Origin of the sequence: Enterobacter sp. V89_11, from assembly GCF_029967775.1 — a bacterium.
Classification (GTDB): domain Bacteria; phylum Pseudomonadota; class Gammaproteobacteria; order Enterobacterales; family Enterobacteriaceae; genus Enterobacter; species Enterobacter ludwigii.
Window position 1 is genome coordinate 37431 of record NZ_JASCAN010000004.1, and the last position, 23620, is coordinate 61050.

The 23620-nt window shown below is 56.0% G+C and carries 26 protein-coding genes; 21 read left to right on the forward strand and 5 right to left on the reverse strand.

The window, feature by feature from the left end; genetic code table 11:
- Nucleotides 1–14: 14 nt before the first annotated feature.
- Nucleotides 15–686, forward strand: coding sequence for a 7-carboxy-7-deazaguanine synthase QueE (queE, locus tag QLG09_RS04050; RefSeq protein WP_020883810.1), 672 nt, complete (start codon nucleotides 15–17; stop codon nucleotides 684–686).
- A gap of 28 nt (nucleotides 687–714) precedes the next feature.
- On the opposite strand, the gene queD is transcribed toward queE, so the two are convergent.
- Nucleotides 715–1077, reverse strand: a complete 363-nt coding sequence (gene queD, locus QLG09_RS04055; RefSeq protein WP_014171404.1) for a 6-carboxytetrahydropterin synthase QueD — start codon at nucleotides 1075–1077, stop codon at nucleotides 715–717.
- A gap of 306 nt (nucleotides 1078–1383) precedes the next feature.
- On the opposite strand from queD, the gene cysJ reads away from it, so the two are divergent.
- Genes cysJ through cysH form a run of 3 tightly spaced genes read left to right on the forward strand, consistent with a single transcriptional unit; the run spans nucleotide 1384 to nucleotide 5651 of the window.
- Nucleotides 1384–3189: an NADPH-dependent assimilatory sulfite reductase flavoprotein subunit gene (gene cysJ / locus QLG09_RS04060; RefSeq protein ID WP_020883811.1), complete on the forward strand. Its 1806-nt coding sequence runs from the start codon at nucleotides 1384–1386 to the stop codon at nucleotides 3187–3189.
- The gene (cysI, locus tag QLG09_RS04065) at nucleotides 3189–4901 is read left to right on the forward strand and encodes an assimilatory sulfite reductase (NADPH) hemoprotein subunit (RefSeq protein ID WP_014171402.1); all 1713 of its coding nucleotides are present in this window, start codon (nucleotides 3189–3191) and stop codon (nucleotides 4899–4901) included. Before cysJ ends, cysI begins: the two co-directional genes overlap by 1 nt.
- Nucleotides 4902–4916: 15 nt before the next feature.
- Complete coding sequence (gene cysH / locus QLG09_RS04070; RefSeq protein WP_282488744.1) at nucleotides 4917–5651, forward strand: phosphoadenosine phosphosulfate reductase; 735 nt, start codon at nucleotides 4917–4919, stop codon at nucleotides 5649–5651.
- Between the two features lie 54 nt (nucleotides 5652–5705).
- Here cysH and QLG09_RS04075 read toward each other — a convergent pair whose 3' ends face one another.
- Nucleotides 5706–6749 carry an aminopeptidase gene (locus QLG09_RS04075; protein ID WP_049022836.1) on the reverse strand — a complete coding sequence of 348 codons (1044 nt, stop codon included), beginning with the start codon at nucleotides 6747–6749 and terminating at the stop codon, nucleotides 5706–5708.
- Nucleotides 6750–6995: 246 nt separating this feature from the next.
- Between QLG09_RS04075 and cysG the strand changes: the two genes are divergently transcribed.
- The 13 genes from cysG (at nucleotide 6996) to rpoS (ending at nucleotide 18075) form a co-directional block, all read left to right on the forward strand.
- Nucleotides 6996–8345 (forward strand): siroheme synthase CysG, encoded by a 1350-nt coding sequence (gene cysG / locus QLG09_RS04080; RefSeq protein ID WP_282488756.1) that lies wholly within the window; start codon nucleotides 6996–6998, stop codon nucleotides 8343–8345.
- A gap of 9 nt (nucleotides 8346–8354) precedes the next feature.
- The gene (gene cysD / locus QLG09_RS04085; protein WP_006811770.1) at nucleotides 8355–9263 is read left to right on the forward strand and encodes a sulfate adenylyltransferase subunit CysD; all 909 of its coding nucleotides are present in this window, start codon (nucleotides 8355–8357) and stop codon (nucleotides 9261–9263) included.
- 9 nt (nucleotides 9264–9272) lie between these two features.
- A complete protein-coding gene (gene cysN / locus QLG09_RS04090) occupies nucleotides 9273–10697 on the forward strand; it encodes a sulfate adenylyltransferase subunit CysN (protein ID WP_014171398.1) in 1425 nt (474 codons plus the stop codon).
- Nucleotides 10697–11302 carry an adenylyl-sulfate kinase gene (gene cysC, locus QLG09_RS04095; protein WP_014171397.1) on the forward strand — a complete coding sequence of 202 codons (606 nt, stop codon included), beginning with the start codon at nucleotides 10697–10699 and terminating at the stop codon, nucleotides 11300–11302. The genes cysN and cysC overlap by 1 nt, the downstream gene beginning before the upstream one ends.
- Before the next feature lie 58 nt (nucleotides 11303–11360).
- Complete coding sequence (locus QLG09_RS04100; protein WP_014171396.1) at nucleotides 11361–11687, forward strand: DUF3561 family protein; 327 nt, start codon at nucleotides 11361–11363, stop codon at nucleotides 11685–11687.
- 166 nt (nucleotides 11688–11853) lie between these two features.
- Nucleotides 11854–12165: a cell division protein FtsB gene (ftsB, locus tag QLG09_RS04105; RefSeq protein WP_008499609.1), complete on the forward strand. Its 312-nt coding sequence runs from the start codon at nucleotides 11854–11856 to the stop codon at nucleotides 12163–12165.
- Between the two features lie 19 nt (nucleotides 12166–12184).
- Nucleotides 12185–12895 carry a 2-C-methyl-D-erythritol 4-phosphate cytidylyltransferase gene (gene ispD / locus QLG09_RS04110; protein WP_282488745.1) on the forward strand — a complete coding sequence of 237 codons (711 nt, stop codon included), beginning with the start codon at nucleotides 12185–12187 and terminating at the stop codon, nucleotides 12893–12895.
- Entirely contained in the window at nucleotides 12895–13374 is a 480-nt protein-coding gene (gene ispF / locus QLG09_RS04115) for a 2-C-methyl-D-erythritol 2,4-cyclodiphosphate synthase (RefSeq protein WP_014171394.1), read from the forward strand. Before ispD ends, ispF begins: the two co-directional genes overlap by 1 nt.
- On the forward strand, nucleotides 13371–14420 hold the full coding sequence (gene truD, locus QLG09_RS04120; protein ID WP_014171393.1) for a tRNA pseudouridine(13) synthase TruD: 1050 nt from the start codon (nucleotides 13371–13373) through the stop codon (nucleotides 14418–14420). The genes ispF and truD overlap by 4 nt, the downstream gene beginning before the upstream one ends.
- Nucleotides 14401–15162 (forward strand): 5'/3'-nucleotidase SurE, encoded by a 762-nt coding sequence (gene surE / locus QLG09_RS04125; RefSeq protein WP_047743520.1) that lies wholly within the window; start codon nucleotides 14401–14403, stop codon nucleotides 15160–15162. The genes truD and surE overlap by 20 nt, the downstream gene beginning before the upstream one ends.
- Nucleotides 15156–15782 carry a protein-L-isoaspartate(D-aspartate) O-methyltransferase gene (locus QLG09_RS04130; RefSeq protein ID WP_020883820.1) on the forward strand — a complete coding sequence of 209 codons (627 nt, stop codon included), beginning with the start codon at nucleotides 15156–15158 and terminating at the stop codon, nucleotides 15780–15782. The genes surE and QLG09_RS04130 overlap by 7 nt, the downstream gene beginning before the upstream one ends.
- A 116-nt stretch (nucleotides 15783–15898) precedes the next feature.
- Nucleotides 15899–17023 (forward strand): murein hydrolase activator NlpD, encoded by a 1125-nt coding sequence (gene nlpD, locus QLG09_RS04135; RefSeq protein WP_020883821.1) that lies wholly within the window; start codon nucleotides 15899–15901, stop codon nucleotides 17021–17023.
- A 59-nt stretch (nucleotides 17024–17082) separates the two neighbouring features.
- Nucleotides 17083–18075, forward strand: coding sequence for an RNA polymerase sigma factor RpoS (gene rpoS / locus QLG09_RS04140; protein ID WP_013098493.1), 993 nt, complete (start codon nucleotides 17083–17085; stop codon nucleotides 18073–18075).
- A 52-nt stretch (nucleotides 18076–18127) separates the two neighbouring features.
- Here rpoS and QLG09_RS04145 read toward each other — a convergent pair whose 3' ends face one another.
- On the reverse strand, nucleotides 18128–18505 hold the full coding sequence (locus tag QLG09_RS04145; RefSeq protein WP_049022833.1) for a DUF4440 domain-containing protein: 378 nt from the start codon (nucleotides 18503–18505) through the stop codon (nucleotides 18128–18130).
- Nucleotides 18502–19710: an MFS transporter gene (locus QLG09_RS04150; protein WP_049022832.1), complete on the reverse strand. Its 1209-nt coding sequence runs from the start codon at nucleotides 19708–19710 to the stop codon at nucleotides 18502–18504. The genes QLG09_RS04145 and QLG09_RS04150 overlap by 4 nt, the downstream gene beginning before the upstream one ends.
- 107 nt (nucleotides 19711–19817) lie before the next feature.
- Between QLG09_RS04150 and QLG09_RS04155 the strand changes: the two genes are divergently transcribed.
- Nucleotides 19818–20705, forward strand: a complete 888-nt coding sequence (locus QLG09_RS04155; protein WP_049022831.1) for a LysR family transcriptional regulator — start codon at nucleotides 19818–19820, stop codon at nucleotides 20703–20705.
- Here QLG09_RS04155 and QLG09_RS04160 read toward each other — a convergent pair.
- Nucleotides 20702–21109: a MarR family transcriptional regulator gene (locus QLG09_RS04160; protein WP_025203368.1), complete on the reverse strand. Its 408-nt coding sequence runs from the start codon at nucleotides 21107–21109 to the stop codon at nucleotides 20702–20704. The two genes, QLG09_RS04155 and QLG09_RS04160, sit on opposite strands and share 4 nt — an antisense overlap.
- 171 nt (nucleotides 21110–21280) lie before the next feature.
- Here QLG09_RS04160 and QLG09_RS04165 point away from each other — a divergent pair, with 171 nt between their 5' ends.
- Genes QLG09_RS04165 through QLG09_RS04175 form a run of 3 tightly spaced genes read left to right on the forward strand, consistent with a single transcriptional unit; the run spans nucleotide 21281 to nucleotide 23547 of the window.
- Nucleotides 21281–21883 carry a non-oxidative hydroxyarylic acid decarboxylases subunit B gene (locus tag QLG09_RS04165; RefSeq protein WP_049022830.1) on the forward strand — a complete coding sequence of 201 codons (603 nt, stop codon included), beginning with the start codon at nucleotides 21281–21283 and terminating at the stop codon, nucleotides 21881–21883.
- Complete coding sequence (locus QLG09_RS04170; RefSeq protein WP_049022829.1) at nucleotides 21873–23300, forward strand: non-oxidative hydroxyarylic acid decarboxylases subunit C; 1428 nt, start codon at nucleotides 21873–21875, stop codon at nucleotides 23298–23300. Before QLG09_RS04165 ends, QLG09_RS04170 begins: the two co-directional genes overlap by 11 nt.
- Nucleotides 23301–23310: 10 nt before the next feature.
- On the forward strand, nucleotides 23311–23547 hold the full coding sequence (locus QLG09_RS04175) for a non-oxidative hydroxyarylic acid decarboxylases subunit D (protein WP_014171381.1): 237 nt from the start codon (nucleotides 23311–23313) through the stop codon (nucleotides 23545–23547).
- Nucleotides 23548–23620: the final 73 nt, after the last annotated feature.

A 23620-nucleotide genomic window follows, 5' to 3' on the forward strand; every position in this document is an offset into this window, starting at 1 on the left:
TAACTGAGATGACTATGCAGTACCCGATTAACGAGATGTTCCAGACCCTGCAAGGCGAGGGTTACTTTACCGGCGTTCCCGCCATCTTTATTCGATTACAGGGATGCCCGGTTGGCTGTGCCTGGTGTGATACCAAACATACGTGGGATAAACTCGCAGATCGGGAAGTGTCGCTGTTTAGCATTCTGGCTAAAACCAAAGAGAGCGATAAGTGGGGCGCGGGAAGTGCAGAAGATCTGCTGGCGATCATTGGCCGTCAGGGCTGGACGGCGCGCCACGTGGTGATTACCGGGGGTGAACCCTGCATCCACGACCTGACGCCACTGACCGAGCTGCTCGAAAAGAACGGCTACAGCTGTCAGATTGAAACCAGCGGCACGCATGAAGTGCGCTGTTCTCACACCACCTGGGTGACGGTTTCGCCGAAAGTTAACATGCGCGGCGGCTACGATGTACTCTCTCAGGCGCTGGAGCGTGCTGATGAGATTAAACACCCGGTTGGCCGCGTGCGTGATATCGAAGCGCTGGATGAACTGCTCGCCACGCTGACGGATGAAAAGCAGCGGATTATCGCGCTGCAGCCTATCAGCCAGAAAGAGGATGCCACGCGCCTGTGTATTGAAACCTGTATTGCCCGCAACTGGCGGCTGTCGATGCAGACGCACAAGTACCTGAACATCGCCTAAAAAAAAGCCCGGATATTCCGGGCTTTTTTTACTCACCGCGATAGATACAGCCCGCGGTGCAGGTCTCTTTGATCATCACCGCGCTCAGCAGAGGCACCTGCGGTTTCATCTGATCCCAAATCCATTTAGCCAGCACTTCACTGGTCGGATTTTCAAGGCCCGGGATATCATTCAGATAGTAGTGATCCAGACGATCGTAGGTCGGCTTGAATGCCGCCTTCAGCTCGGCAAAGTCCATGATCCAACCGGTATGCGGATCGACGTCACCGGTTATCTCAAGACGCACCATAAACGAGTGCCCGTGCAGACGGCCACATTTATGCCCTTCAGGAACATGCGGAAGGTGGTGGGCGGCTTCGAAGGTGAAATCTTTAAACAGTGTGGTGGACATTATTGCTCTCAGTAATGCGGAAAAAACCGCCGCATAGTACCGGAAAGCACAATTTTTATCATTAACTAAAACGGCTCTGTTGCCGCAACGTGGTGCATACGAGAAAGGACTACTGTTTTATGATTAAATTTCAATGGGTTGGTTAATCGTTTTTATCGTTAAGAACGATAACTAAAACAGGTTAGTCCATTTGGTTATTTATTATTTCCATCCCTTCTTTAATTGTTATTATCCTCGCCGTTAACCTTATCTTCAGTTTGGATTTATTCGCTTAAAGTCCGCTTGGCTACTGGAACATAACGACGCATGACAACACAGGCCCCACCTTCAAATTTGCTTCCCCTGAACCCGGAGCAACTGGCGCGCCTTCAGGCTGCCACCTCTGATTTTTCTCCCACCCAGCTTGCCTGGGTCTCCGGCTATTTCTGGGGAATGCTTAACCAGCAACCGGGCGCTGTGGCTGCTGCACCGGCAACTGCGGTAGAAATTCCGGCGATTACGCTGATTTCTGCCTCGCAGACGGGTAATGCTCGCCGTGTGGCCGAAGCGCTGCGCGACGACCTGCTGGCCGCCAAACTGAACGTGAACCTGGTGAACGCCGGGGACTATAAATTCAAACAGATCGCGTCCGAAAAACTGCTGGTGGTGGTGGCTTCAACCCAGGGTGAGGGTGAGCCGGCTGAAGAAGCGGTGGCCCTGCATAAGTTCCTGTTCTCGAAAAAAGCCCCAAAACTGAACGGGACGGCGTTTGCCGTGTTTGGCCTGGGTGACACCTCCTACGAATTTTTCTGCCAGTCCGGTAAAGATTTCGACAGCAAACTGGCGGAACTGGGCGCTGAGCGCCTGCTGGACCGCGTTGATGCGGATGTGGAATACCAGACCGCAGCCGCTGAATGGCGTGCGCGCATCGTTGACGTGCTGAAAGCACGCGTGCCGAAAGAGACGCCAGCGCAGGCTGCCGTCACCGCGGCGGGTGCAGTCAATGATATTCACACCAGCCCGTATACCAAAGAGGCACCGCTGGCAGCGAGCCTGGCAGTTAATCAGAAAATTACCGGTCGCGCCTCTGAGAAAGACGTGCGGCATATTGAAATCGATCTCGGTGATTCCGGTCTGCGTTACCAGCCGGGCGATGCACTTGGGATCTGGTACCAGAACGATCCGGCGCTGGTTAAAGAGCTGGTCGAACTGCTGTGGCTGAAAGGCGATGAGCCTGTCACCGTCGACGGTAACACGCAGCCGCTCTCTGAGGCGCTGCAGTGGCATTTCGAGCTGACGGTCAACACGCCAAACATCGTTGAAAATTACGCCACCTTAACGCGCAGTGAATCGCTGCTGCCTCTGGTGGGGGATAAGGCGAAGCTGCAGCATTACGCCGCGACGACGCCGATTGTCGATATGGTGCGTTTCTCTCCGGCACAGCTGGATGCGGATGCGCTAATCGGCCTGCTGCGTCCGCTGACGCCGCGCCTCTACTCCATTGCCTCTTCGCAGGCCGAAGTGGAGAGCGAAGTGCATATCACCGTGGGCGTGGTGCGTTATGACATCGAAGGCCGTGCCCGTGCGGGCGGGGCATCAAGCTTCCTGGCCGATCGCGTGGAGGAAGACGGTGAAGTGCGCGTGTTTATCGAGCACAACGACAACTTCCGTCTGCCTGCGAACCCGGAAACTCCGGTCATCATGATTGGGCCGGGTACCGGTATTGCGCCATTCCGCGCCTTTATGCAGCAGCGCGCTGCAGATGAGGCGCCGGGTAAAAACTGGTTGTTCTTCGGCAACCCGCACTTTACGGAAGATTTCCTCTACCAGGTTGAGTGGCAGCGTTACGTCAAAGAAGGCGTCCTGACGCGCATCGACCTGGCCTGGTCCCGCGATCAGCAAGAAAAAGTATACGTACAAGACAAACTGCGCGAACAGGGCGCAGAGCTGTGGCGCTGGATCAATGACGGTGCCCACATTTATGTCTGCGGCGACGCCAATCGCATGGCGAAAGACGTTGAGCAGGCATTGCTGGAAGTGATTGCCGAATTCGGCGGTATGGATGCCGAAACGGCGGATGAATTTTTAAGTGAGCTGCGCGTTGAGCGCCGTTATCAGCGAGATGTCTACTAATGAGCGAAAAACATCCAGGGCCACTGGTGGTCGAAGGTAAACTGACAGACGCCGAGCGCATGAAGCTGGAAAGCAACTATCTGCGCGGCACCATTGCTGAAGATCTGAATGATGGTCTCACCGGCGGCTTTAAAGGCGACAACTTTCTGCTGATCCGTTTCCACGGTATGTATCAGCAGGACGACCGTGATATCCGCGCCGAACGTGCAGAACAGAAGCTGGAGCCGCGTCATGCGATGCTGCTGCGCTGCCGTCTTCCGGGCGGGGTGATCACCACGAAACAGTGGCAGGCGATCGATAAGTTTGCGGGTGAAAATACCCTTTATGGCAGCATCCGTCTGACCAACCGTCAGACCTTCCAGTTCCACGGCATTCTGAAGAAGAACGTGAAGCCGGTACACCAGATGCTGCACTCTGTCGGGCTGGACGCGCTGGCCACGGCTAACGACATGAACCGTAACGTGCTCTGCACCTCGAACCCGTACGAGTCCGAGCTGCACGCCGAAGCCTATGAGTGGGCGAAGAAGATCTCTGAGCACCTGCTGCCACGCACCCGCGCCTATGCGGAGATCTGGCTCGATCAGGAAAAAGTGGCCACCACCGACGAAGAACCGATCCTCGGCCAGACCTATCTGCCGCGTAAGTTCAAAACCACCGTGGTGATCCCGCCGCAGAACGATATCGATCTGCACGCCAACGACATGAACTTCGTGGCGATTGCCGAAAATGGCAAGCTGGTGGGCTTTAACCTGCTGGTGGGCGGCGGTCTCTCCATCGAACACGGTAACAAGAAAACCTATGCCCGTACCGCAAGCGAGTTTGGTTTCCTGCCGCTGGAGCACACGCTGGCCGTGGCTGAAGCGGTTGTCACCACGCAGCGCGACTGGGGTAACCGTACGGACCGTAAAAACGCGAAAACCAAATACACCCTGGAGCGCGTGGGCGTAGAGACGTTCAAAGCGGAAGTGGAGCGTCGCGCGGGGATTAAGTTTGAGCCGATCCGTCCGTATGAATTTACGGGACGTGGCGATCGTATTGGCTGGGTTAAAGGCATCGACAATAAATGGCACCTGACGCTGTTTATTGAAAACGGCCGTATTCTTGATTATCCGGGCCGCCCGCTGAAAACCGGTCTGCTGGAAATTGCGAAGATCCATAAAGGTGAATTCCGTATCACCGCTAACCAGAACCTGATCGTTGCCGGCGTGCCGGAAAGCCAGAAAGCGAAGATTGAGAAACTGGCGCGCGACCATGGGTTGATGGACGCGGTGAAGCCGCAGCGTGAAAACTCAATGGCCTGCGTGTCGTTCCCGACCTGCCCGCTGGCGATGGCGGAAGCAGAGCGTTTCCTGCCGTCATTCACCGATAAGGTGGAAGCTATTCTGGAAAAACACGGTATTCCGGACGAGCATATTGTTATGCGTGTCACCGGCTGCCCGAACGGCTGTGGCCGTGCGATGCTGGCCGAGCTGGGTCTGGTGGGTAAAGCGCCGGGTCGCTATAACCTGCACCTCGGCGGCAACCGTATCGGAACGCGTATTCCGCGCATGTTCCGTGAGAACATCACCGAGCCGGAAATTCTTGATTCTATCGACGAGCTTGTCGGGCGCTGGGCGAAAGAGCGCGAAGCGGGTGAAGGCTTCGGCGACTTTACGGTGCGTGCGGGCATTATTCGCCCGGTGCTCGATCCCGCAAGGGATTTCTGGGAGTAAACACGAGAGGTAATTATGTCCGTACTCGATCTAAACGCCCTAAATGAACTGCCAAAAGTCGATCGCATTCTGGCGCTGGCAGAAACCAATGCGCAGCTTGAAAAGCTCGACGCCGAAGGCCGCGTGGCATGGGCCCTGGAAAACCTGCCGGGTGATTATGTGCTCTCGTCAAGTTTTGGTATTCAGGCTGCGGTGAGTTTGCATCTGGTGAACCAGATTCGTCCGGACATTCCGGTGATCCTGACCGATACCGGCTACCTGTTCCCGGAAACCTACCAGTTTATCGATGAGCTGACGGACAAGCTCGGGCTGAACCTGAAAGTCTACCGCGCGGAGCAAAGCGCGGCCTGGCAGGAGGCGCGGTATGGCAAGCTGTGGGAACAGGGTGTTGAGGGCATTGAGAAATACAATGAGATCAACAAGGTCGAGCCGATGAACCGGGCGCTGAAAGAGCTTAACGCGCAGACCTGGTTTGCGGGGTTACGCCGCGAGCAGTCCGGAAGTCGCGCCACGCTCCCGGTGCTGGCGGTTCAGCTCGGGGTGTTTAAAGTGCTGCCGATCATCGACTGGGATAACCGTACGGTTTACCAGTACCTGCAAAAACACGGACTGAAATACCACCCGCTCTGGGACCAGGGTTATCTGTCCGTGGGCGATACCCATACCACGCGTAAATGGGAACCGGGCATGGCGGAAGAAGAGACGCGATTCTTTGGACTTAAGCGCGAGTGCGGATTGCACGAAGGGTAAATTCTGTTCCCTTGTCCCTCACCCTCTTACAAAGGGTGAGGGACATGTTCTGTTCTACGCTTTCCCTGCTTTTGCCAGCTCTTTCACCAGCAGCAGCATCACTTTAACCACATCCCGACTGCGGTGTTCAATCCGCTGCGGCAGTGCGCTATCAATATGCTGCTGATTATCCAGCAGCACGTTATGCCAGCTCGTCCCGTCCGGGAAAGCCTTCGATTTCACCCGCTGCTGATAACCGTCTTTCTTACCCAGCATCCAGTTAGTGGCTTCCACGTACAGAACAGGAATGCCCGCTTTATCGAACACTTCACCATCATTACAGCAGCCGGTTCCGCGAGGATAATCGGGATTCCCGCCCGGGTTGCTGGTGGCATACACCCCATGGCTGCGGGCGATTGCCAGCGCGCGGTCGCGCGTCAGTTTACGCACGGTACCCGGCGTACTCTGTCCGCTGTTGAAATAGAGCTTATCGCCGACGATAAGGTTATCGAGGTTAATCACCAGCAGCGTATTTTTCCTCTCCTCGGCACTCATGCGTTTCAGGAGATTCTCCGCGCCAAGTTTTCCCTCTTCTTCACCGCTGGTAGCAACGAAACGGATCCCGTATTGGGTTGGAATGTCTTTCATTCGCTCTGCCAGTTCGAGCATCACGCCCAGACCCGCCGCGTTATCGTCCAGCCCCTGTAACGTCAGCCCGCCGAGATTATTGTCGGTATCGGCGTCGCTCATTGGCGCGTAGGTGTCCAGGTGCGCCATGATAATGATCTGTTCCGCCGCGCTACCTTCATGCGCCGCAATGACCGTACTGCCGGTCACGTTATGCCAGTTTTTTGTTTTATTGCGCGAGGTATAGACGTAGCGGCTGTGAAACGATCGGATATCGCTCTGGTATCCCATGTCAGCAAATTGCTGGCGAATATAATCGGCGGAAAGCATTTCCGCTGGCGTGCCGGTCATACGACCCGGAAAGACGGTCGCAATATGCCGCGCCTGCATATTCGCGATTTCACCATAGGGCTGATTTTTTGCCTGGGCCGGAAGGATAAAGCAAACGCCGAGCGCCAGGGCAGCGATACGGTGGCGCGTTGCGGAAAACATAGTGAGTCCTTAAAAACAGAGCAAAATTTTAACCCGCCTAGTATGAAACTGTGATCGACCATACACAATTTGAATTGCTCTTAAATGCCCGAAAATTCGCGTGTTAAGCACTTTTTGATCTTTGCTTTTCCACGGCGTTATTCCATTGAGTAACTACTCATTCCAATTCGTAATTTCATTCGATCTAAGCCGCCCCCTATAGTCCCACTATTCCTTGTTGTTAGTGAGTTGTAGCTTGTGGACTATCTGCCCCTTTTTGCCGCGATAAAAGACAGACCTGTGCTGGTAGTCGGCACCGGTGAGGTTGCCGATCGCAAAATCGCGTTTCTGCAGCGAGCGGGGGCGCAGGTACGGGTAGTCGACGAGGCGGATTTCGACGAGTCGCAAATCGACACCGTGGTGCTGGTGATTGCGGCAACCGACAACCGCGAGCTCAACCGCCGTATTTCAGAGGCGGCTCAGGCCCGTCACCGTCTGGTGAACGTGGTGGACGATCGGCCGCTGTGTTCGTTTATCTTCCCGTCGATTGTTGACCGTTCGCCATTGCTGGTGGCCATCTCCTCCGGCGGGACCGCGCCGGTGCTGGCACGCGTGCTGCGGGAAAAAATCGAAGCGCTTTTGCCTACCAGCCTTGGGCGAATGGCGGAGAAAGCGAGCTTCTGGCGTAACCATCTGAAAACGCGCCTGACCAGCGTGACGGAACGCCGTCGCTTTTGGGAGCGCGTGTTCCGCGGTCGTTTTGCCAGCCTGATGCATGCCGGGAATGAAACGGCGGCGCAGCAGATCCTCGAAGATGAGCTGGATAACCCTGGCAGTAGCGGCGGCGAGATCATTCTGGTCGGTGCGGGGCCGGGTGATGCCGGGCTGCTGACCCTGCGCGGCCTGCAGGTGCTTCAGGATGCCGATGTGGTGTTCTACGACCATCTGGTCACCGACGGGGTGCGCGAATTGATTCGCCGTGACGCAGAACAAATCTGCGTTGGCAAACGGGCGGGCGAGCACTCTGTACCGCAGCATGACACCAACCAGATGCTGGTGGCGGCGGCAAAAGCGGGCAAAACGGTGGTGCGGCTTAAAGGTGGCGACCCGTTTATCTTTGGTCGCGGCGGGGAAGAGCTGCAGGCGGCGGCTGAAGCGGGCGTGCCGTTCCAGGTCGTCCCGGGTATCACGGCGGCTTCCGCAGTGACGGCCTACGCCGGTATACCGCTTACTCACCGCGATTACGCCCAGAGCGTGACCTTTGTCACGGGCCATTACAAGGCGGACAGCACCCCGTTTGACTGGTCGCATCTGGCCCAGAGTCGTCAGACGCTGGCTATCTATATGGGCACGATGAAGGCGGCGGACATCAGTGAACAACTTCTTCAACACGGTCGAGAGGCAACCACGCCGGTCGCCGTGATTTCTCGCGGCACGCGCGTCGATCAGCATGTGGCTATCGGTACGCTACAGGATCTTGCCACCCTGGCGAAAGAGGCCCCTATGCCCGCGCTTATCGTGGTAGGGGAAGTGGTGCACCTGCACAGCACACTCGCCTGGTTTCAACATACAACAGACTCAGAGGGGTTTGGCTCCTCTGTGGTGAATCTGGCTTAAGGAACGGTTATGGACCAAAAACGACTTACTCACCTGCGGCAGCTCGAAGCGGAAAGTATCCATATTATCCGCGAAGTGGCAGCCGAATTCTCTAACCCGGTGATGATGTATTCCATCGGTAAAGATTCCAGCGTGATGCTACACCTGGCGCGTAAAGCGTTTTACCCGGGTACGCTGCCGTTCCCGCTGCTGCACGTTGATACCGGCTGGAAATTCCGTGAAATGTATGAATTCCGCGACCGTACGGCAAAAGCCTACGGCTGCGAACTGCTGGTGCATAAAAACCCGGAAGGGGTGGCGATGGGTATTAACCCGTTCGTGCACGGTAGTGCCAAACACACTGACATCATGAAAACCGAAGGGCTGAAGCAGGCGCTGAACAAATACGGTTTTGACGCGGCCTTCGGCGGCGCACGCCGTGACGAAGAAAAATCCCGTGCGAAAGAGCGTATCTACTCTTTCCGCGACCGCTTCCACCGCTGGGATCCAAAAAACCAGCGTCCGGAGCTGTGGCATAACTACAACGGCCAGATCAACAAGGGCGAAAGCATTCGCGTGTTCCCGCTCTCCAACTGGACCGAGCTGGATATCTGGCAGTACATCTATCTGGAAAATATCGAGATCGTGCCGCTGTACCTGGCCGCTGAACGTCCGGTGCTGGAGCGTGACGGCATGCTGATGATGATCGATGACGATCGCATCGACCTGCAGCCAGGCGAAGTGATCAAAAAGCAGATGGTGCGTTTCCGTACCCTCGGCTGCTGGCCATTGACCGGTGCCGTGGAGTCCAGTGCGCAGACGCTGCCGGAGATCATTGAAGAGATGCTGGTGTCGACCACCAGTGAGCGACAGGGCCGCGTGATTGACCGCGACCAGGCAGGCTCCATGGAGCTGAAGAAACGTCAGGGTTATTTCTAAGGAGCCGCCATGAACACGACCATTGCTCAACAAATTGCCAATGAAGGCGGCGTAGAAGCTTATCTGCACGCGCAACAACACAAAAGCCTGCTGCGCTTTTTGACCTGCGGCAGCGTCGATGACGGGAAAAGCACGCTGATCGGCCGTCTGCTGCACGATACGCGTCAGATTTACGAAGATCAGCTCTCGTCCCTGCACAACGACAGTAAACGTCATGGTACCCAGGGCGAAAAACTCGACCTGGCGCTGCTGGTGGACGGCCTGCAGGCCGAGCGCGAGCAGGGCATCACCATTGATGTGGCGTATCGCTATTTCTCCACCGAGAAGCGCAAATTTATTATTGCCGACACCCCGGGGCATGAGCAGTACACCCGTAACATGGCGACCGGTGCGTCTACCTGTGAACTGGCGATCCTGCTGATTGACGCCCGTAAAGGGGTACTGGATCAGACTCGTCGCCACAGCTTTATCTCCACGTTGCTGGGGATCAAACACCTGGTGGTGGCGGTCAACAAAATGGATCTGGTGAACTTCAGCGAAGAGAAGTTTGATGAGATCCGCCAGAGTTACCTGACGTTTGCTGAACAGCTGCCGGGTAACCTGGATATTCGCTTTGTGCCGCTCTCTGCGCTGGAAGGCGACAACGTGGCTTCCCAGAGCGCGAACATGCCGTGGTATAGCGGCCCGACGCTGCTCGAAGTGCTGGAAACCGTGGAGATCCAGCGCGTGGTCGACACCCAGCCGATGCGCTTCCCGGTTCAGTACGTTAACCGTCCTAACCTTGATTTCCGCGGTTTCTCCGGCACTCTCGCGTCGGGCACCGTGGCGGTCGGTCAGCGCGTTAAAGTTCTGCCGTCTGGTGTGGAATCCACCATCAGCCGTATCGTCACCTTTGATGGCGATCTGCCGCAAGCCGGTGCGGGTGAAGCGGTCACGCTGGTATTGAAAGATGAAATTGATATCAGCCGCGGCGATCTGCTGGTGGACGCTCAGGAGACGCTGGCAGCGGTGCAGGGGGCTTCCGTTGATGTGGTGTGGATGGCTGAACAACCGCTGACCGCCGGTCAGAGCTACGACATTAAAATCGCGGGTAAGAAAACCCGTGCCCGCGTGGACGGTATCCAGTTCCAGGTGGACATCAATAACCTGACCCAGCGCGATGTCACCGAGCTGCCGCTGAACGGCATTGGTCTGGTCGACGTGACCTTTGACGAGCCGCTGGTGCTGGATCCCTACCAGCAGAACCCGGTAACGGGTGGGCTGATCTTTATCGATCGCCTCTCCAACGTGACCGTGGGTGCCGGTATGGTGCGTGAGCCAAATGAACAGGCTACGGTAGCCTCTGAGTTCAGCGCTTTTGAGCTGGAGCTGAATGCGCTGGTGCGTAAGCACTTCCCGCACTGGGGTGCGCGCGATCTGCTGGGAGGCAAGTAATGGCCGCCCATGATGAGAACGTCGTCTGGCATCCTCATCCGGTCACCGTCGCGCAGCGCGAGAAACTTCACGGTCATCGTGGCGTGGTACTGTGGTTTACCGGGCTATCCGGCTCTGGTAAATCCACGGTAGCGGGCGCGCTGGAAGAGGCGCTACACCAGCAGGGGGTCAGTACCTACCTGCTGGATGGCGACAATGTGCGCCACGGCCTGTGCAGCGATTTGGGCTTCAGCGACGACGATCGTAAAGAGAATATTCGCAGGGTGGGGGAAGTGGCCAGCCTGATGGCGGATGCCGGGTTAGTGGTACTGACCGCGTTTATCTCACCGCATCGTGCCGAACGCCAGATGGTGCGCGAGCGCGTCGGGCAGGATCGCTTTATCGAAGTGTTTGTCGATACGCCGCTGGAAATTTGCGAAGCGCGCGATCCCAAAGGGCTGTATAAGAAAGCGCGTGCGGGAGAGCTGCGAAACTTCACCGGCATTGACTCGGTGTACGAAGCGCCTGAATCGCCTGAAATTCACCTGGAAGGTCAACAATTGGTAACAAATTTAGTAAGCCAATTATTAGACCTGCTCAGACGGGACGATATTATCAGATCCTGAGACGGTATCGTTCGGGAGCTGTCTTCCCGAACGATGAGTCACGGTCACAGGATCAGCTATGCGCAACAGTGAGAACTACATTATTACCACCGGGTCGGAGCCGTTAGCGACCGACGACGAGACGACCTGGTCCTTTCCTGGGGCCATAGTCGGCTTCGTCTCGTGGTTGCTGGCCCTGGGCATCCCTTTTCTTATCTACGGCGGTAATACGCTGTTCTTCTTTCTCTATACCTGGCCTTTCTTCCTGGCGCTGATGCCTGTGGCGGTTGTCGTCGGTATTGCGCTGCACTCGCTGCTTAATGGCAAACTCCTTTACAGTACCGTGGTCACGATTGTGACGGTGGTTCTGATGTTTGGTCTGTTATTTTTGTGGCTCATGGGCTAACTTCAGCCATAATTCAAACCGTAAACAACTGTGTGACGATATTGAGCAAGGCGATTCTGCGGAAAAAATGTGGTACATTTGCCCGCGATGTTGCGGCATCTCTGTTACCCCGGCAAAGAGATCTGGGGGCGTTTTGGGATGATGATGCCGTTTTTCAGGGGGCAGGATGGGTAAACTAACGCTGCTGTTGCTGGCTTTGCTGATCTGGCTGCAATATTCGCTGTGGTTCGGTAAAAACGGACTGCACGACTATAGCCGGGTAAGCGATGACGTCGCGGCTCAGCAGGCAACAAACGCCAAACTTAAGGCGCGAAACGATCAACTTTTTGCTGAAATTGATGACCTCAATGGCGGGCAAGAGGCGATTGAGGAACGCGCACGCAATGAACTCAGTATGACTAAGCCGGGCGAAACTTTTTATCGTCTGGTTCCGGATGCGTCTAAACGCAATCAGGGCTCAGCACAAAACAATCGATAATCAGGCCCAGGATTACGACATGGCAGTAACTTTTTCGGACGTATGCGCCGTGGTGCCGGCTGCGGGTTTTGGCCGGCGCATGCAGACAGAATGTCCCAAGCAATACCTCTCTATTGGCGATAAAACGATCCTCGAGCACTCCGTGGCGGCGCTGCTGGCGCATCCGCGGGTGACGCGCGTGATTATCGCTATCAGCCCGGGTGATGCGCGTTTCGCGCAGTTACCGCTGGCAAATCATCCGCAGATTACCGTTGTTGACGGCGGCGCCGAGCGTGCCGATTCCGTGCTGGCGGGCATTCAGGCCGCCGGTGAGGCACCATGGGTTCTGGTCCATGACGCTGCCCGTCCGTGCCTGCGTCAGGATGACCTTGCGCGCCTGCTGGCGCTTAGCGAAACCAGCCGGGTAGGCGGTATTCTTGCCGCCCCGGTACGCGACACCATGAAGCGTGCTGAGCCGGGCAAGCAGGCTATCGCGCACACCGTTGAGCGCGTCGATTTATGGCACGCGCTGACCCCCCAATTTTTCCCCCGCGAATTACTCCACGACTGCTTAACGCGTGCGCTTAAAGAAGGTGCGACCATCACGGACGAAGCCTCGGCGCTGGAGTATTGCGGTTTCCATCCTGAGCTGGTTGAAGGACGCGCTGATAATATAAAAGTGACGCGTCCGGAAGATTTACAGCTCGCGGAATTTTATCTTACCCGTTCGACCCATCAGGAGAAGGCATAATGCGAATTGGACACGGTTTTGATGTACACGCCTTTGGCGGAGAAGGCCCAATTATCATTGGCGGCGTACGCATTCCTTATGAAAAAGGGCTGCTTGCGCATTCTGATGGCGACGTAGCATTACATGCCCTGACCGATGCATTGCTGGGTGCGGCGGCACTGGGCGATATCGGTAAGCTGTTCCCGGACACTGACCCGGCCTTCAAAGGCGCGGACAGCCGTGCGCTGCTGCGTGAAGCCTGGCGTCGTATTCAGGCGAAAGGCTACACCCTCGGCAACGTGGATGTGACGATCATCGCTCAGGCCCCCAAAATGCTGCCGCATATCCCGCAAATGCGGGTGTTCATTGCAGAAGATCTCGGTTGCCACATGGATGATGTTAACGTCAAAGCGACGACGACAGAGAAACTGGGCTTTACCGGTCGCGGTGAAGGGATTGCCTGTGAGGCCGTGGCGCTGCTGGTGAAGGCAAGCCAATGACGGACTTCGACAACCTGACCTGGCTGCACGGTAAACCGCAGGGGAACGGGCTGCTGAAAGCCAGCCCTGAAGATTTTGTTGTGGTGGAAGACCTGGGATTCGCGCCGGATGGCGAAGGCGAACATATCCTGGTACGCATTCTGAAAAATGGCTGCAATACCCGTTTTGTGGCCGATGCGCTGGCAAAATTCCTCAAAATTCATGCCCGCGAAGTGAGCTTTGCCGGGCAGAAAGATAAACACGCCGTCACCGAACAGTGGCTCTGTGCGCGCGTGCCGGGTAATACGATGCCTGATTTAAGCAAATTTGAGCTTGAGGGCTGTAAGGTACTGGAATACGCACGCCATAAGCGCAAACTGCGTCTGGGCGCGTTGAAGGGCAACCATTTTACGCTGGTACTGCGCGAGATTTCGGACCGTGATGATGTGGAAAAACGCCTGAACGCTATCAACGCGTGCGGCGTACCAAACTATTTTGGCGCACAGCGCTTTGGTATCGGCGGCAGCAACCTGCTCGGCGCACTGCGCTGGGCGCAAAGCGATGCCCCGGTCCGCGACAGGAATAAACGCAGTTTTTGGTTGTCGGCGGCCCGCAGTGCGTTGTTTAATCAGATTGTGAGCGAACGGCTGAAAAAACCGGACGCGAATCAAGTTGTTGTCGGCGATGCGCTACAATTAGCGGGACGCGGGAGCTGGTTTGTGGCGACGGCTGAAGAAATGGCCGATGTGCAGTCGCGCGTGGATACTCAAACGCTGATGATTACCGCAGCCTTGCCCGGCACGGGCGACTGGGGTACGCAGGGCGATGCGCTGGCTGCTGAGCAGTCTGCTGTCGCTGATATGCAGGCATTACAAACATTGCTGGTGCGGGAAAAAGTCGAGGCGGCACGCCGTGCGATGCTGCTCTATCCGCAACAGTTGAGCTGGAACTGGTGGGACGACGTAACCGTCGAGTTACGCTTCTGGCTGCCGGCAGGTAGCTTTGCCACCAGTGTTGTCAGGGAACTTATCAACACGTCGGGTGATTATGCGAATATTGCTGAGTAACGATGACGGGATCCATGCGCCGGGTATACAGACCCTGGCGAAACACCTTCGCGAATTTGCGGAAGTGCAGGTCGTGGCACCCGATCGTAACCGCAGTGGAGCGTCTAACTCTCTGACGCTGGAGTCGTCGCTTCGCACCTTTACCTTTGAAAATGGTGATATCGCCGTCCAGATGGGCACGCCGACCGACTGCGTTTTTCTGGGCGTGAACGCGCTGATGCGCCCGCGCCCGGACATCGTCGTCTCCGGTATTAACGCCGGGCCCAATCTTGGCGACGATGTGATTTACTCCGGAACCGTGGCCGCCGCCATGGAAGGGCGCCATCTGGGGTTCCCTGCGCTGGCCGTTTCGTTAAACGGCCACACGCACTACGACACGGCGGCAGCGGTGACCTGTTCTCTCCTGCGGGCGCTCAATCGCGAGCCGCTGCGTACCGGGCGCATCCTCAATATTAACGTGCCGGATCTGCCGTTGAGTGAAATCAAAGGCATTCGCGTAACGCGTTGCGGAAGCCGACACCCGGCTGACCAGGTGATCCCGCAGCAGGATCCGCGCGGCAATACGCTTTACTGGATTGGTCCTCCTGGCGACAAGTGTGACGCCGGACCGGATACCGACTTTGCCGCCGTTGATGAAGGATATGTCTCGGTTACGCCGCTGCATGTAGATTTAACCGCGTATAGTGCGCATGATGTGGTGTCGTGTTGGCTGGATCGCGCAGGAGTGAACGCGCAATGGTAAGCAAACGTGTACAAACTCTTCTGGAACAGCTACGCGCTCAGGGGATCCGCGACGAGCATGTGCTCGACGCGCTCGCCCAGGTGCCGCGTGAGAAATTTGTAGACGAGGCGTTTGAACACAAAGCGTGGGAAAACGTGGCGCTGCCTATCGGGCAGGGCCAGACGATTTCACAGCCTTACATGGTGGCGCGTATGACGGAGCTGCTGGAGCTCACGCCCCATTCGCGCGTGCTGGAAATTGGCACCGGGTCGGGGTACCAAACCGCGATCCTGGCGCATCTGGTGCACCATGTTTGCTCCGTTGAGCGTATTAAAGGTTTGCAGTGGCAGGCGCGTCGTCGCCTGAAACAACTTGATTTACATAACGTTTCGACACGACACGGTGATGGATGGCAGGGTTGGCAGGCACGCGCCCCGTTTGACGCGATCATCGTGACGGCTGCTCCACCTGAAATTCCCGCTGCTCTGTTATCGCAGCTGGATGAAGGCGGCATTCTTGTTCTGCCTGTCGGGGACGAGCAACAGCTCCTGAAGCGCGTTCGTCGGCGTGGCGGCGAGTTTATTATCGATACCGTGGAAGCCGTGCGCTTTGTTCCTCTGGTAAAGGGGGAGTTGGCCTGAGACTCAGAATTATCCAGGGTTATTAAGGCAAATTCAGCGTATGGTGTGGCGCGAAAGATTCGTGTCATCACGGTAAATTTTAAGTCACTGGTAGTTAACACATTCCTGGGGGATAAATGAGCGCGGGAAGCCCTAAATTCACCATCAGCCGTGTTGCGGCATTATCACTGGTTTCGCTCTGGCTGGCAGGCTGTACAAGTTCTAATAATGCACCTGCGCCCGTCAGTTCCGTGGGGGGATCCAGCAGCTCGGGTAACACGTCCAGCGGAATGTTGATCACGCCTCCGCCTAAAATGGGTACTGCTGCGGCACAACAAAATCCGCCCATTCAGCCAATGCAGCCTCCTGTTACGCAGCCAACACAGGTTCAGCCAGTGGAACACCCTGTGCAGACTCAAAATGGCCGCATAGTGTATAACCGCCAGTATGGGAACATTCCGAAAGGTAGCTATACCGGTGGGAGCACCTATACCGTAAAACGCGGCGACACGCTGTTCTATATTGCGTGGATCACCGGGAACGATTTCCGTGACCTGGCGCAGCGTAATAACGTCCAGGCCCCGTATGGTCTGGAAGTCGGCCAGACGCTCCAGGTGGGCAATGCGACGGGTACGCCGCTCACGCCTGGCAACACCGTTTCAGCGGCCGATGTCACTGCGCAAAATAACAGCGTTAAGCCTGCACAAAAATCCACCACGGTGGTTGCTTCACAACCGGTAATTACGTATTCTGAGGATTCAGGTGATCAGACTGCTAACAAAATGTTGCCGAATAATAAAGGGACTGCGACTGTTGTCACAGCACCGACTACGGCACCTGTGGTTAGCTCTACTGAACCGACTGCCAGCAGTATGACCTCCAGTTCGCCAATTTCTGCATGGCGCTGGCCAACTGACGGCAAGGTTATCGAAAACTTCTCTTCCTCCGAGGGAGGAAATAAAGGGATCGATATCGCAGGGAATAAGGGACAGGCTATTATCGCGACCGCAGACGGTCGTGTTGTATATGCCGGTAACGCTCTGCGCGGTTACGGTAATCTTATTATCATCAAACATAACGATGATTACCTGAGTGCCTACGCCCATAACGACACAATGCTGGTCCGGGAACAACAAGAAGTTAAGGCGGGGCAAAAAATCGCTACCATGGGTAGCACCGGCACCAGTTCTACACGCTTGCATTTTGAAATTCGTTACAAGGGGAAATCCGTAAACCCGCTGCAGTATTTGCCGCAGCGATAAGTTGACGGGGCATGCCAGCCAGGGTGTCTCGTTCAGGGATCACGGGTAGGAGCCACCTTATGAGTCAGAATACGCTGAAAGTTCATGATTTAAATGAAGATGCGGAATTTGATGAGAACGGAGCAGAGGCTTTTGATGAAAAAGCCTTAGTAGAAGAGGAACCCAGTGATAACGATTTGGCTGAAGAAGAGCTGTTATCGCAGGGCGCCACACAGCGTGTACTGGACGCGACTCAGCTTTACCTTGGGGAGATTGGTTACTCCCCACTGTTAACGGCCGAAGAAGAAGTCTATTTCGCACGTCGTGCTTTGCGTGGTGATGTTGCCTCGCGCCGTCGCATGATTGAAAGTAACTTGCGTCTGGTCGTGAAAATTGCCCGTCGTTACGGCAATCGAGGTCTGGCTCTGCTGGATCTGATTGAAGAGGGCAACTTAGGTCTCATCCGCGCAGTTGAGAAGTTTGACCCGGAACGCGGGTTCCGTTTCTCAACCTACGCGACCTGGTGGATTCGTCAGACCATCGAACGGGCGATTATGAACCAAACCCGTACGATTCGCCTGCCGATTCACATCGTCAAAGAGTTGAACGTCTATCTGCGTACTGCGCGCGAGTTGTCCCATAAACTGGACCACGAGCCAAGCGCGGAAGAGATCGCCGAACAACTTGATAAACCGGTTGATGACGTAAGCCGTATGCTGCGTCTCAACGAGCGCATTACCTCCGTTGACACCCCGTTGGGTGGCGACTCCGAAAAAGCGCTGCTGGACATCCTGGCCGATGAAAAAGACAACGGTCCGGAAGACACCACGCAGGACGATGACATGAAACAGAGCATCGTCAAATGGCTGTTCGAACTGAACGCCAAACAGCGTGAAGTGCTGGCACGTCGTTTCGGTTTACTGGGGTATGAAGCTGCAACACTGGAAGACGTCGGCCGCGAAATTGGCCTGACCCGTGAACGTGTTCGTCAGATTCAGGTTGAAGGTCTGCGTCGCCTGCGTGAAATCCTGCAGGGGCAAGGTCTGAATATCGAAGCGCTGTTCCGCGAATAAGCAATCTTTCATCAAAAAAGGCCCGTCGTGAGACGGGCCTTTTTCTTTTGCGTTACGGTTGTGCCGTTTCGTGCAGCAAACGCCACGTTATCTTGCCATCCCTCTGATTGAGCACGGCGGTTGACCAGCGCACATTGACGGGCTGATCCGGGCGAGTTTGCGTTTCCCGGTAGTGAAGCACTGCGCCGTTGGCCCACGTCTGTAGCGTCGTTATCTCATCAAGAACAATCTCCAGACCAGGACGGCTGCCGCGCTGAAGGTCCAGGAAACCGACAAGCGCGTTATAGTCAAAATGGACGCCACCTGGGGTGAGCATCATAAAATCCGGCTGAAAGTGGGCAAGCAGGGCGTCAACATCCCCTTCGCCCTTACCCAACCAGTTCTCCAGCTTAATGTGAACGTCGATAATGTCCTGTTCGAAATGGGTCATGGTTTCTCCTGTTGCACCTCTGAAAGCACCTGCGTGTTGTTAAGACGAAAGACGTACACGACGGGCAGTAATGTGATGGCCGCAGCAACACTAAACATCCAGTGCCATGCGGCGAGCGGCGTGAAAAACGCCAGTGTCAGGTTCAGCACCTGCGAGAGCAGGAATGCCCCGGCAAAAAAACTGATCTGACGATTAAGATTCCATAGCGCGCTGGCGTCAGGCATATCGTCGCGCGCCGTCGTTAAAAATGCGCTGCTTTGCGCCGTACTGCTGCAAAGACTGCCGCCCGCGCCCATTAACGTAAACGCGACGCCAGGTAACAACACTGTGGTAGTCGGGTTGACGTTAAGCAGCAGTAAAACGCCCAGCGCCTGTAACAGGCAACCCACGACAATGAGAGGCCGGGGACCCACGCGGTTAAAATAACGTCCGGTCGCGGTGATCGCCATAAACGAGGCCAGAGACCATGGCAGCATCAGCATCCCCGTTGCGGCAGGTGTCATGTGCGCCTCGCTCTGAAGATAATACATCCCCGTGACGTTCACCCCAATAAACATGCCGGGTACGCACAAATAGACAAGCATGGAAAAACGCAGCAGCGGGTCGGCCAGCAGGGGCAGGTTTAAGAGCCTGCTCGCTTTCACGGGGGCCCTCTCATTCTTAAGCCACACGCAGGCCAGGAAAAACGTCACGGCGGCGACAGGCGTTGTGGCAAAAAATATCCATCGCCAGCTGAGGGCCTGAACCAGCACTCCCCCCACGGCGGGTGAGCATGCAGGCGCAAGCAATGCAACCAGCATGACCGCTGAGGAGAGCCTGGCACGCTCATGGGGTTTAAACTGTTGCCAGGTCAGCGCCTGTCCGACCGGGATCAGTAAACCCCCTCCCATGCCCTGCAGCACTCGCCAGGCAATCAGGCTCTCAAGTGAGGACGACAAACCTGCCGCAACGGAGGCGGCGCTAAAGAGAAAAAGCGAAAGCAGAATCACATGCTTCGGCCCGAGCCTGCGCGTCAGCAGGGTGCTGAAGGGGATGACGAGTGTCAGACCGGCAATATAGCCGTTACTGACCCAGGCAAGCGATGAGGGCGTGGCGTTGAACGCCTGAGCCATTGCCGGAAAAGCGACGCTGGCGATAAACATATTAATTAAATCAAGAAAAAAGCCCAGCAGATAGACAACGGCGACTTTGCTGCGATACGACATGGCGGCACCTCCAGTGAGGGGCGTATCGTATCGGGCAGGGAGGTACGGATAAACGTTATAAAGCGCGATATACTGTCAAAAAATTTTTGACAGTAATAGGGCTGACCATGATTAATTTGCAGCGTACCGCGATGTTTGTCGCCGTCGCAGATACCGGGAGTTTCACCGCCGCAGCAGAGGCAATGGGGCTGACAAAAGCGGTGGTCAGCTTCAATATCCGCCAGCTGGAAGATGAACTGGGTGTCACCCTGTTGCTGCGTTCCACCCGTCGACTGACGTTAACCGAGGCAGGGAGGCTTTTCCATCAACGGAGCGTCGCGCTTTTAAAGGACGCGGAACGCCTGAAGGACGACGTCCGTGCAAACCATGCAGGTCTTACGGGGGAGTTGCGGATCACCACCACACCGGAGTACGGCTCGCAGGTTGTGGTCCCGTTACTGGCTGAGTTTAGCCAGCAACACCCGGACCTTCGCGTGCGTCACGTTTCGTCTTCACTGCATGCCGATTTGATTTCAGAGCGCTTTGATGTCGCCATCCGGCTGGGAACCCTTGCAGATTCACGCTATCACGCGGCACTGATAACGCAGTTCACTATTTTCCCCGTAGCGACGCCCGGCTGGCTGCGTAACCATCCTGTAGAATCGCTTGAACAGCTGGCGAAAGCTGACTGGATTATTCATGAGCGCTTAGCCTCGCCGCTGCGCTGGCAGGTGAACGATGCCTGCGGTGAGCCCGCCACGCTGGAAATTAAAAAAGCACCGCGTTTGTTTGCGGACAGTGCTCAGGCGCTGATGGCCTTTGCGCTCGCGGGATGTGGCGTGGCGCTGTTGCCGGCGTGGCTGGTGCGCCATGCGCTTGATGACGGCAAGCTGGTGTCGGTTTTACCGGAATATACCTTTGCGCGGCAGGGCATCTATGCGGTTTATCCCGATGCCCCGCATGTGCCTGCGAAAGTGCGCACCTTTATCGACTTTATGCGCACCCGGGTTAACTAGTCGCGCATCATTTTTTTGACGAGTGCGGAGAATTGCGCCCGCTCGTCGTTGCTCAGCCGCCCTAAAAACGCCTCGTCCACGTCATTGCCGATCGGTTTACAGCTGGCAAGCAGCGCTTCACCTTCCGGCGTCAGGAAGACGAAACGACGACGCTTGTCCGCCGGATCGTGCTCGCGTTTTACCAGTCCACGCGCCTCCATGCGGCTCAGCATCTCCGCGAGCGTCGCCTTTGTGCTGACCGCCACTTCTGTCAGAGCAACTTGCTCAATCCCCGGATTTTCGGCAATAGACCGCAATACCGCGTACTGCGGTTTGGTCAGTTCCGGCAATGCATGTTGCCAACGGGCAGTATGCTGTTGAAAAAGCTGGCGTAACAGGTGAAACGCCTCTTGTCTCAGTTCCATGAACACTCCGACGAAAAATTCTCTCCCTATGATAGCCGCTCTTGCCCAGGATTTTAACGCGGCAATTTTTAGCAATTAATGTGATCGTGTACGAACAATATTGTCAGAAACGGGATCCGGGAGTAACGTATTTAACATGTTCGTATGCGAACGAATTCATTGAGGTGCTGAATGAGATTGATAGTTGGAATGACGGGCGCAACGGGCGCGCCGCTGGGCGTAGCGTTGCTGCAGGCATTACGTGACATGCCGGAGGTGGAGACCCATCTGGTCATGTCGAAATGGGCAAAAACCACCATTGAGCTGGAGACGCCCTACACCGCACAGGATGTGGCTGCGCTGGCCGATGTTGTCCACAGCCCAGCCGATCAGGCTGCCACTATCTCATCCGGCTCGTTTCGCACCGACGGCATGATCGTCATTCCCTGCAGTATGAAAACCCTGGCAGGCATTCGCGCAGGCTACGCCGAAGGACTGGTGGGCCGTGCGGCAGATGTGGTGCTGAAAGAGAGGCGCAAACTGGTGCTGGTTCCTCGTGAAACCCCGCTCAGCACCATTCATCTCGAGAATATGCTCGCACTGTCCCGTATGGGCGTGGCAATGGTGCCGCCGATGCCCGCGTATTACAACCACCCGCAGACCGCCGACGATATCACCCATCACATTGTGACCCGCGTGCTCGACCAGTTTGGTCTGGAGCACAAAAAAGCGCGCCGCTGGAACGGGTTGCGGGAAGCAAAACATTTTTCACAGGAGAATAAAGATGGCATTTGATGATTTGAGAAGCTTCCTGCAGGCGCTCGATGAGCAAGGGCAACTGCTGAAAATTGAAGAAGAGGTGAATGCAGAACCGGACCTGGCCGCGGCAGCCAATGCCACAGGCCGTATTGGTGACGGCGCACCGGCGCTGTGGTTCGAAAATATTCGCGGGTTTACCGATGCCCGGGTGGTAATGAACACCATTGGTTCCTGGCAGAATCACGCTATTTCTATGGGACTGCCCGCGAACACCCCCGTCAAAAAACAGATTGATGAGTTTATTCGCCGCTGGGATAAATTCCCCGTCACGCCAGAGCGCCGTGCAGATCCCGCCTGGGCTCAAAATACGGTGGAGGGTGAAGACATTAACCTTTTCGACATCCTGCCGCTGTTCCGTCTGAACGACGGTGACGGCGGTTTTTATCTCGACAAAGCGTGCGTCGTTTCGCGCGACCCGCTTGATGCGGATAACTTCGGCAAGCAGAACGTCGGTATCTATCGCATGGAAGTGAAGGGAAAACGCAAGCTGGGTCTGCAACCGGTTCCGATGCACGATATCGCCCTGCATTTGCATAAAGCGGAAGAGCGCGGTGAAGATCTGCCGGTCGCGATTACGCTTGGCAATGATCCGATTATTACACTTATGGGCGCGACGCCGCTGAAATACGATCAATCTGAGTATGAGATGGCCGGTGCGCTGCGCGAAAGCCCCTATCCCATTGCGACGGCACCGCTGACCGGCTTTGATGTACCGTGGGGATCTGAAGTCATTCTGGAAGGGGTGATTGAAGGCCGCAAGCGCGAAATCGAAGGACCCTTTGGTGAGTTTACCGGGCACTACTCTGGTGGCCGTAACATGACGGTGGTGCGTATTGATAAAGTGTCTTACCGCACAAAACCCATTTTTGAATCCCTCTACCTCGGCATGCCGTGGACCGAAATTGACTACCTGATGGGCCCGGCTACCTGTGTACCGCTCTACCAGCAGCTGAAAGCAGAATTTCCGGAAGTGCAGGCGGTCAATGCCATGTATACCCACGGTTTGCTGGCGATTATCTCCACCAAAAAACGCTACGGTGGCTTTGCCCGCGCAGTCGGCTTACGTGCTATGACCACGCCGCACGGCCTGGGCTACGTGAAGATGGTGATTATGGTGGATGAAGACGTTGACCCGTTCAACCTGCCGCAGGTGATGTGGGCGCTGTCCTCGAAGGTGAACCCGGCGGGCGATCTGGTGCAGTTGTCGAATATGTCGGTACTTGAACTGGACCCGGGCTCCAGCCCGGCAGGCATTACCGACAAACTGATTATTGATGCCACCACGCCTGTTGCACCCGACAACCGGGGCCACTTCAGCCAGCCGGTGCAGGATTTACCTGAAACCAAGGCCTGGGCCGAAAAACTGACTGCGATGCTGGCTGCACGCCAATAAGGAGGAAAAGATGATATGTCCACGTTGTGCTGATGAGCATATTGAGGTGATGGCAACATCACCGGTGAAAGGGGTCTGGACTGTCTATCAGTGCCAGCATTGTCTGTATACCTGGCGAGACACGGAACCGCTACGCCGGACCCACCGCGATCATTATCCGCAAGCGTTTCGCATGACGCAGAAGGATATCGATGACGCACCACAGGTGCCGACGATCCCGCCGTTACTGGCCGACGATAAGCGCTAAAAAAAGCCGGGAGGCGGTTTCGCCTTACCCGGCCTGTTTGTTTCAGATACCGCTACTTCCCGGCAGGCCCGGT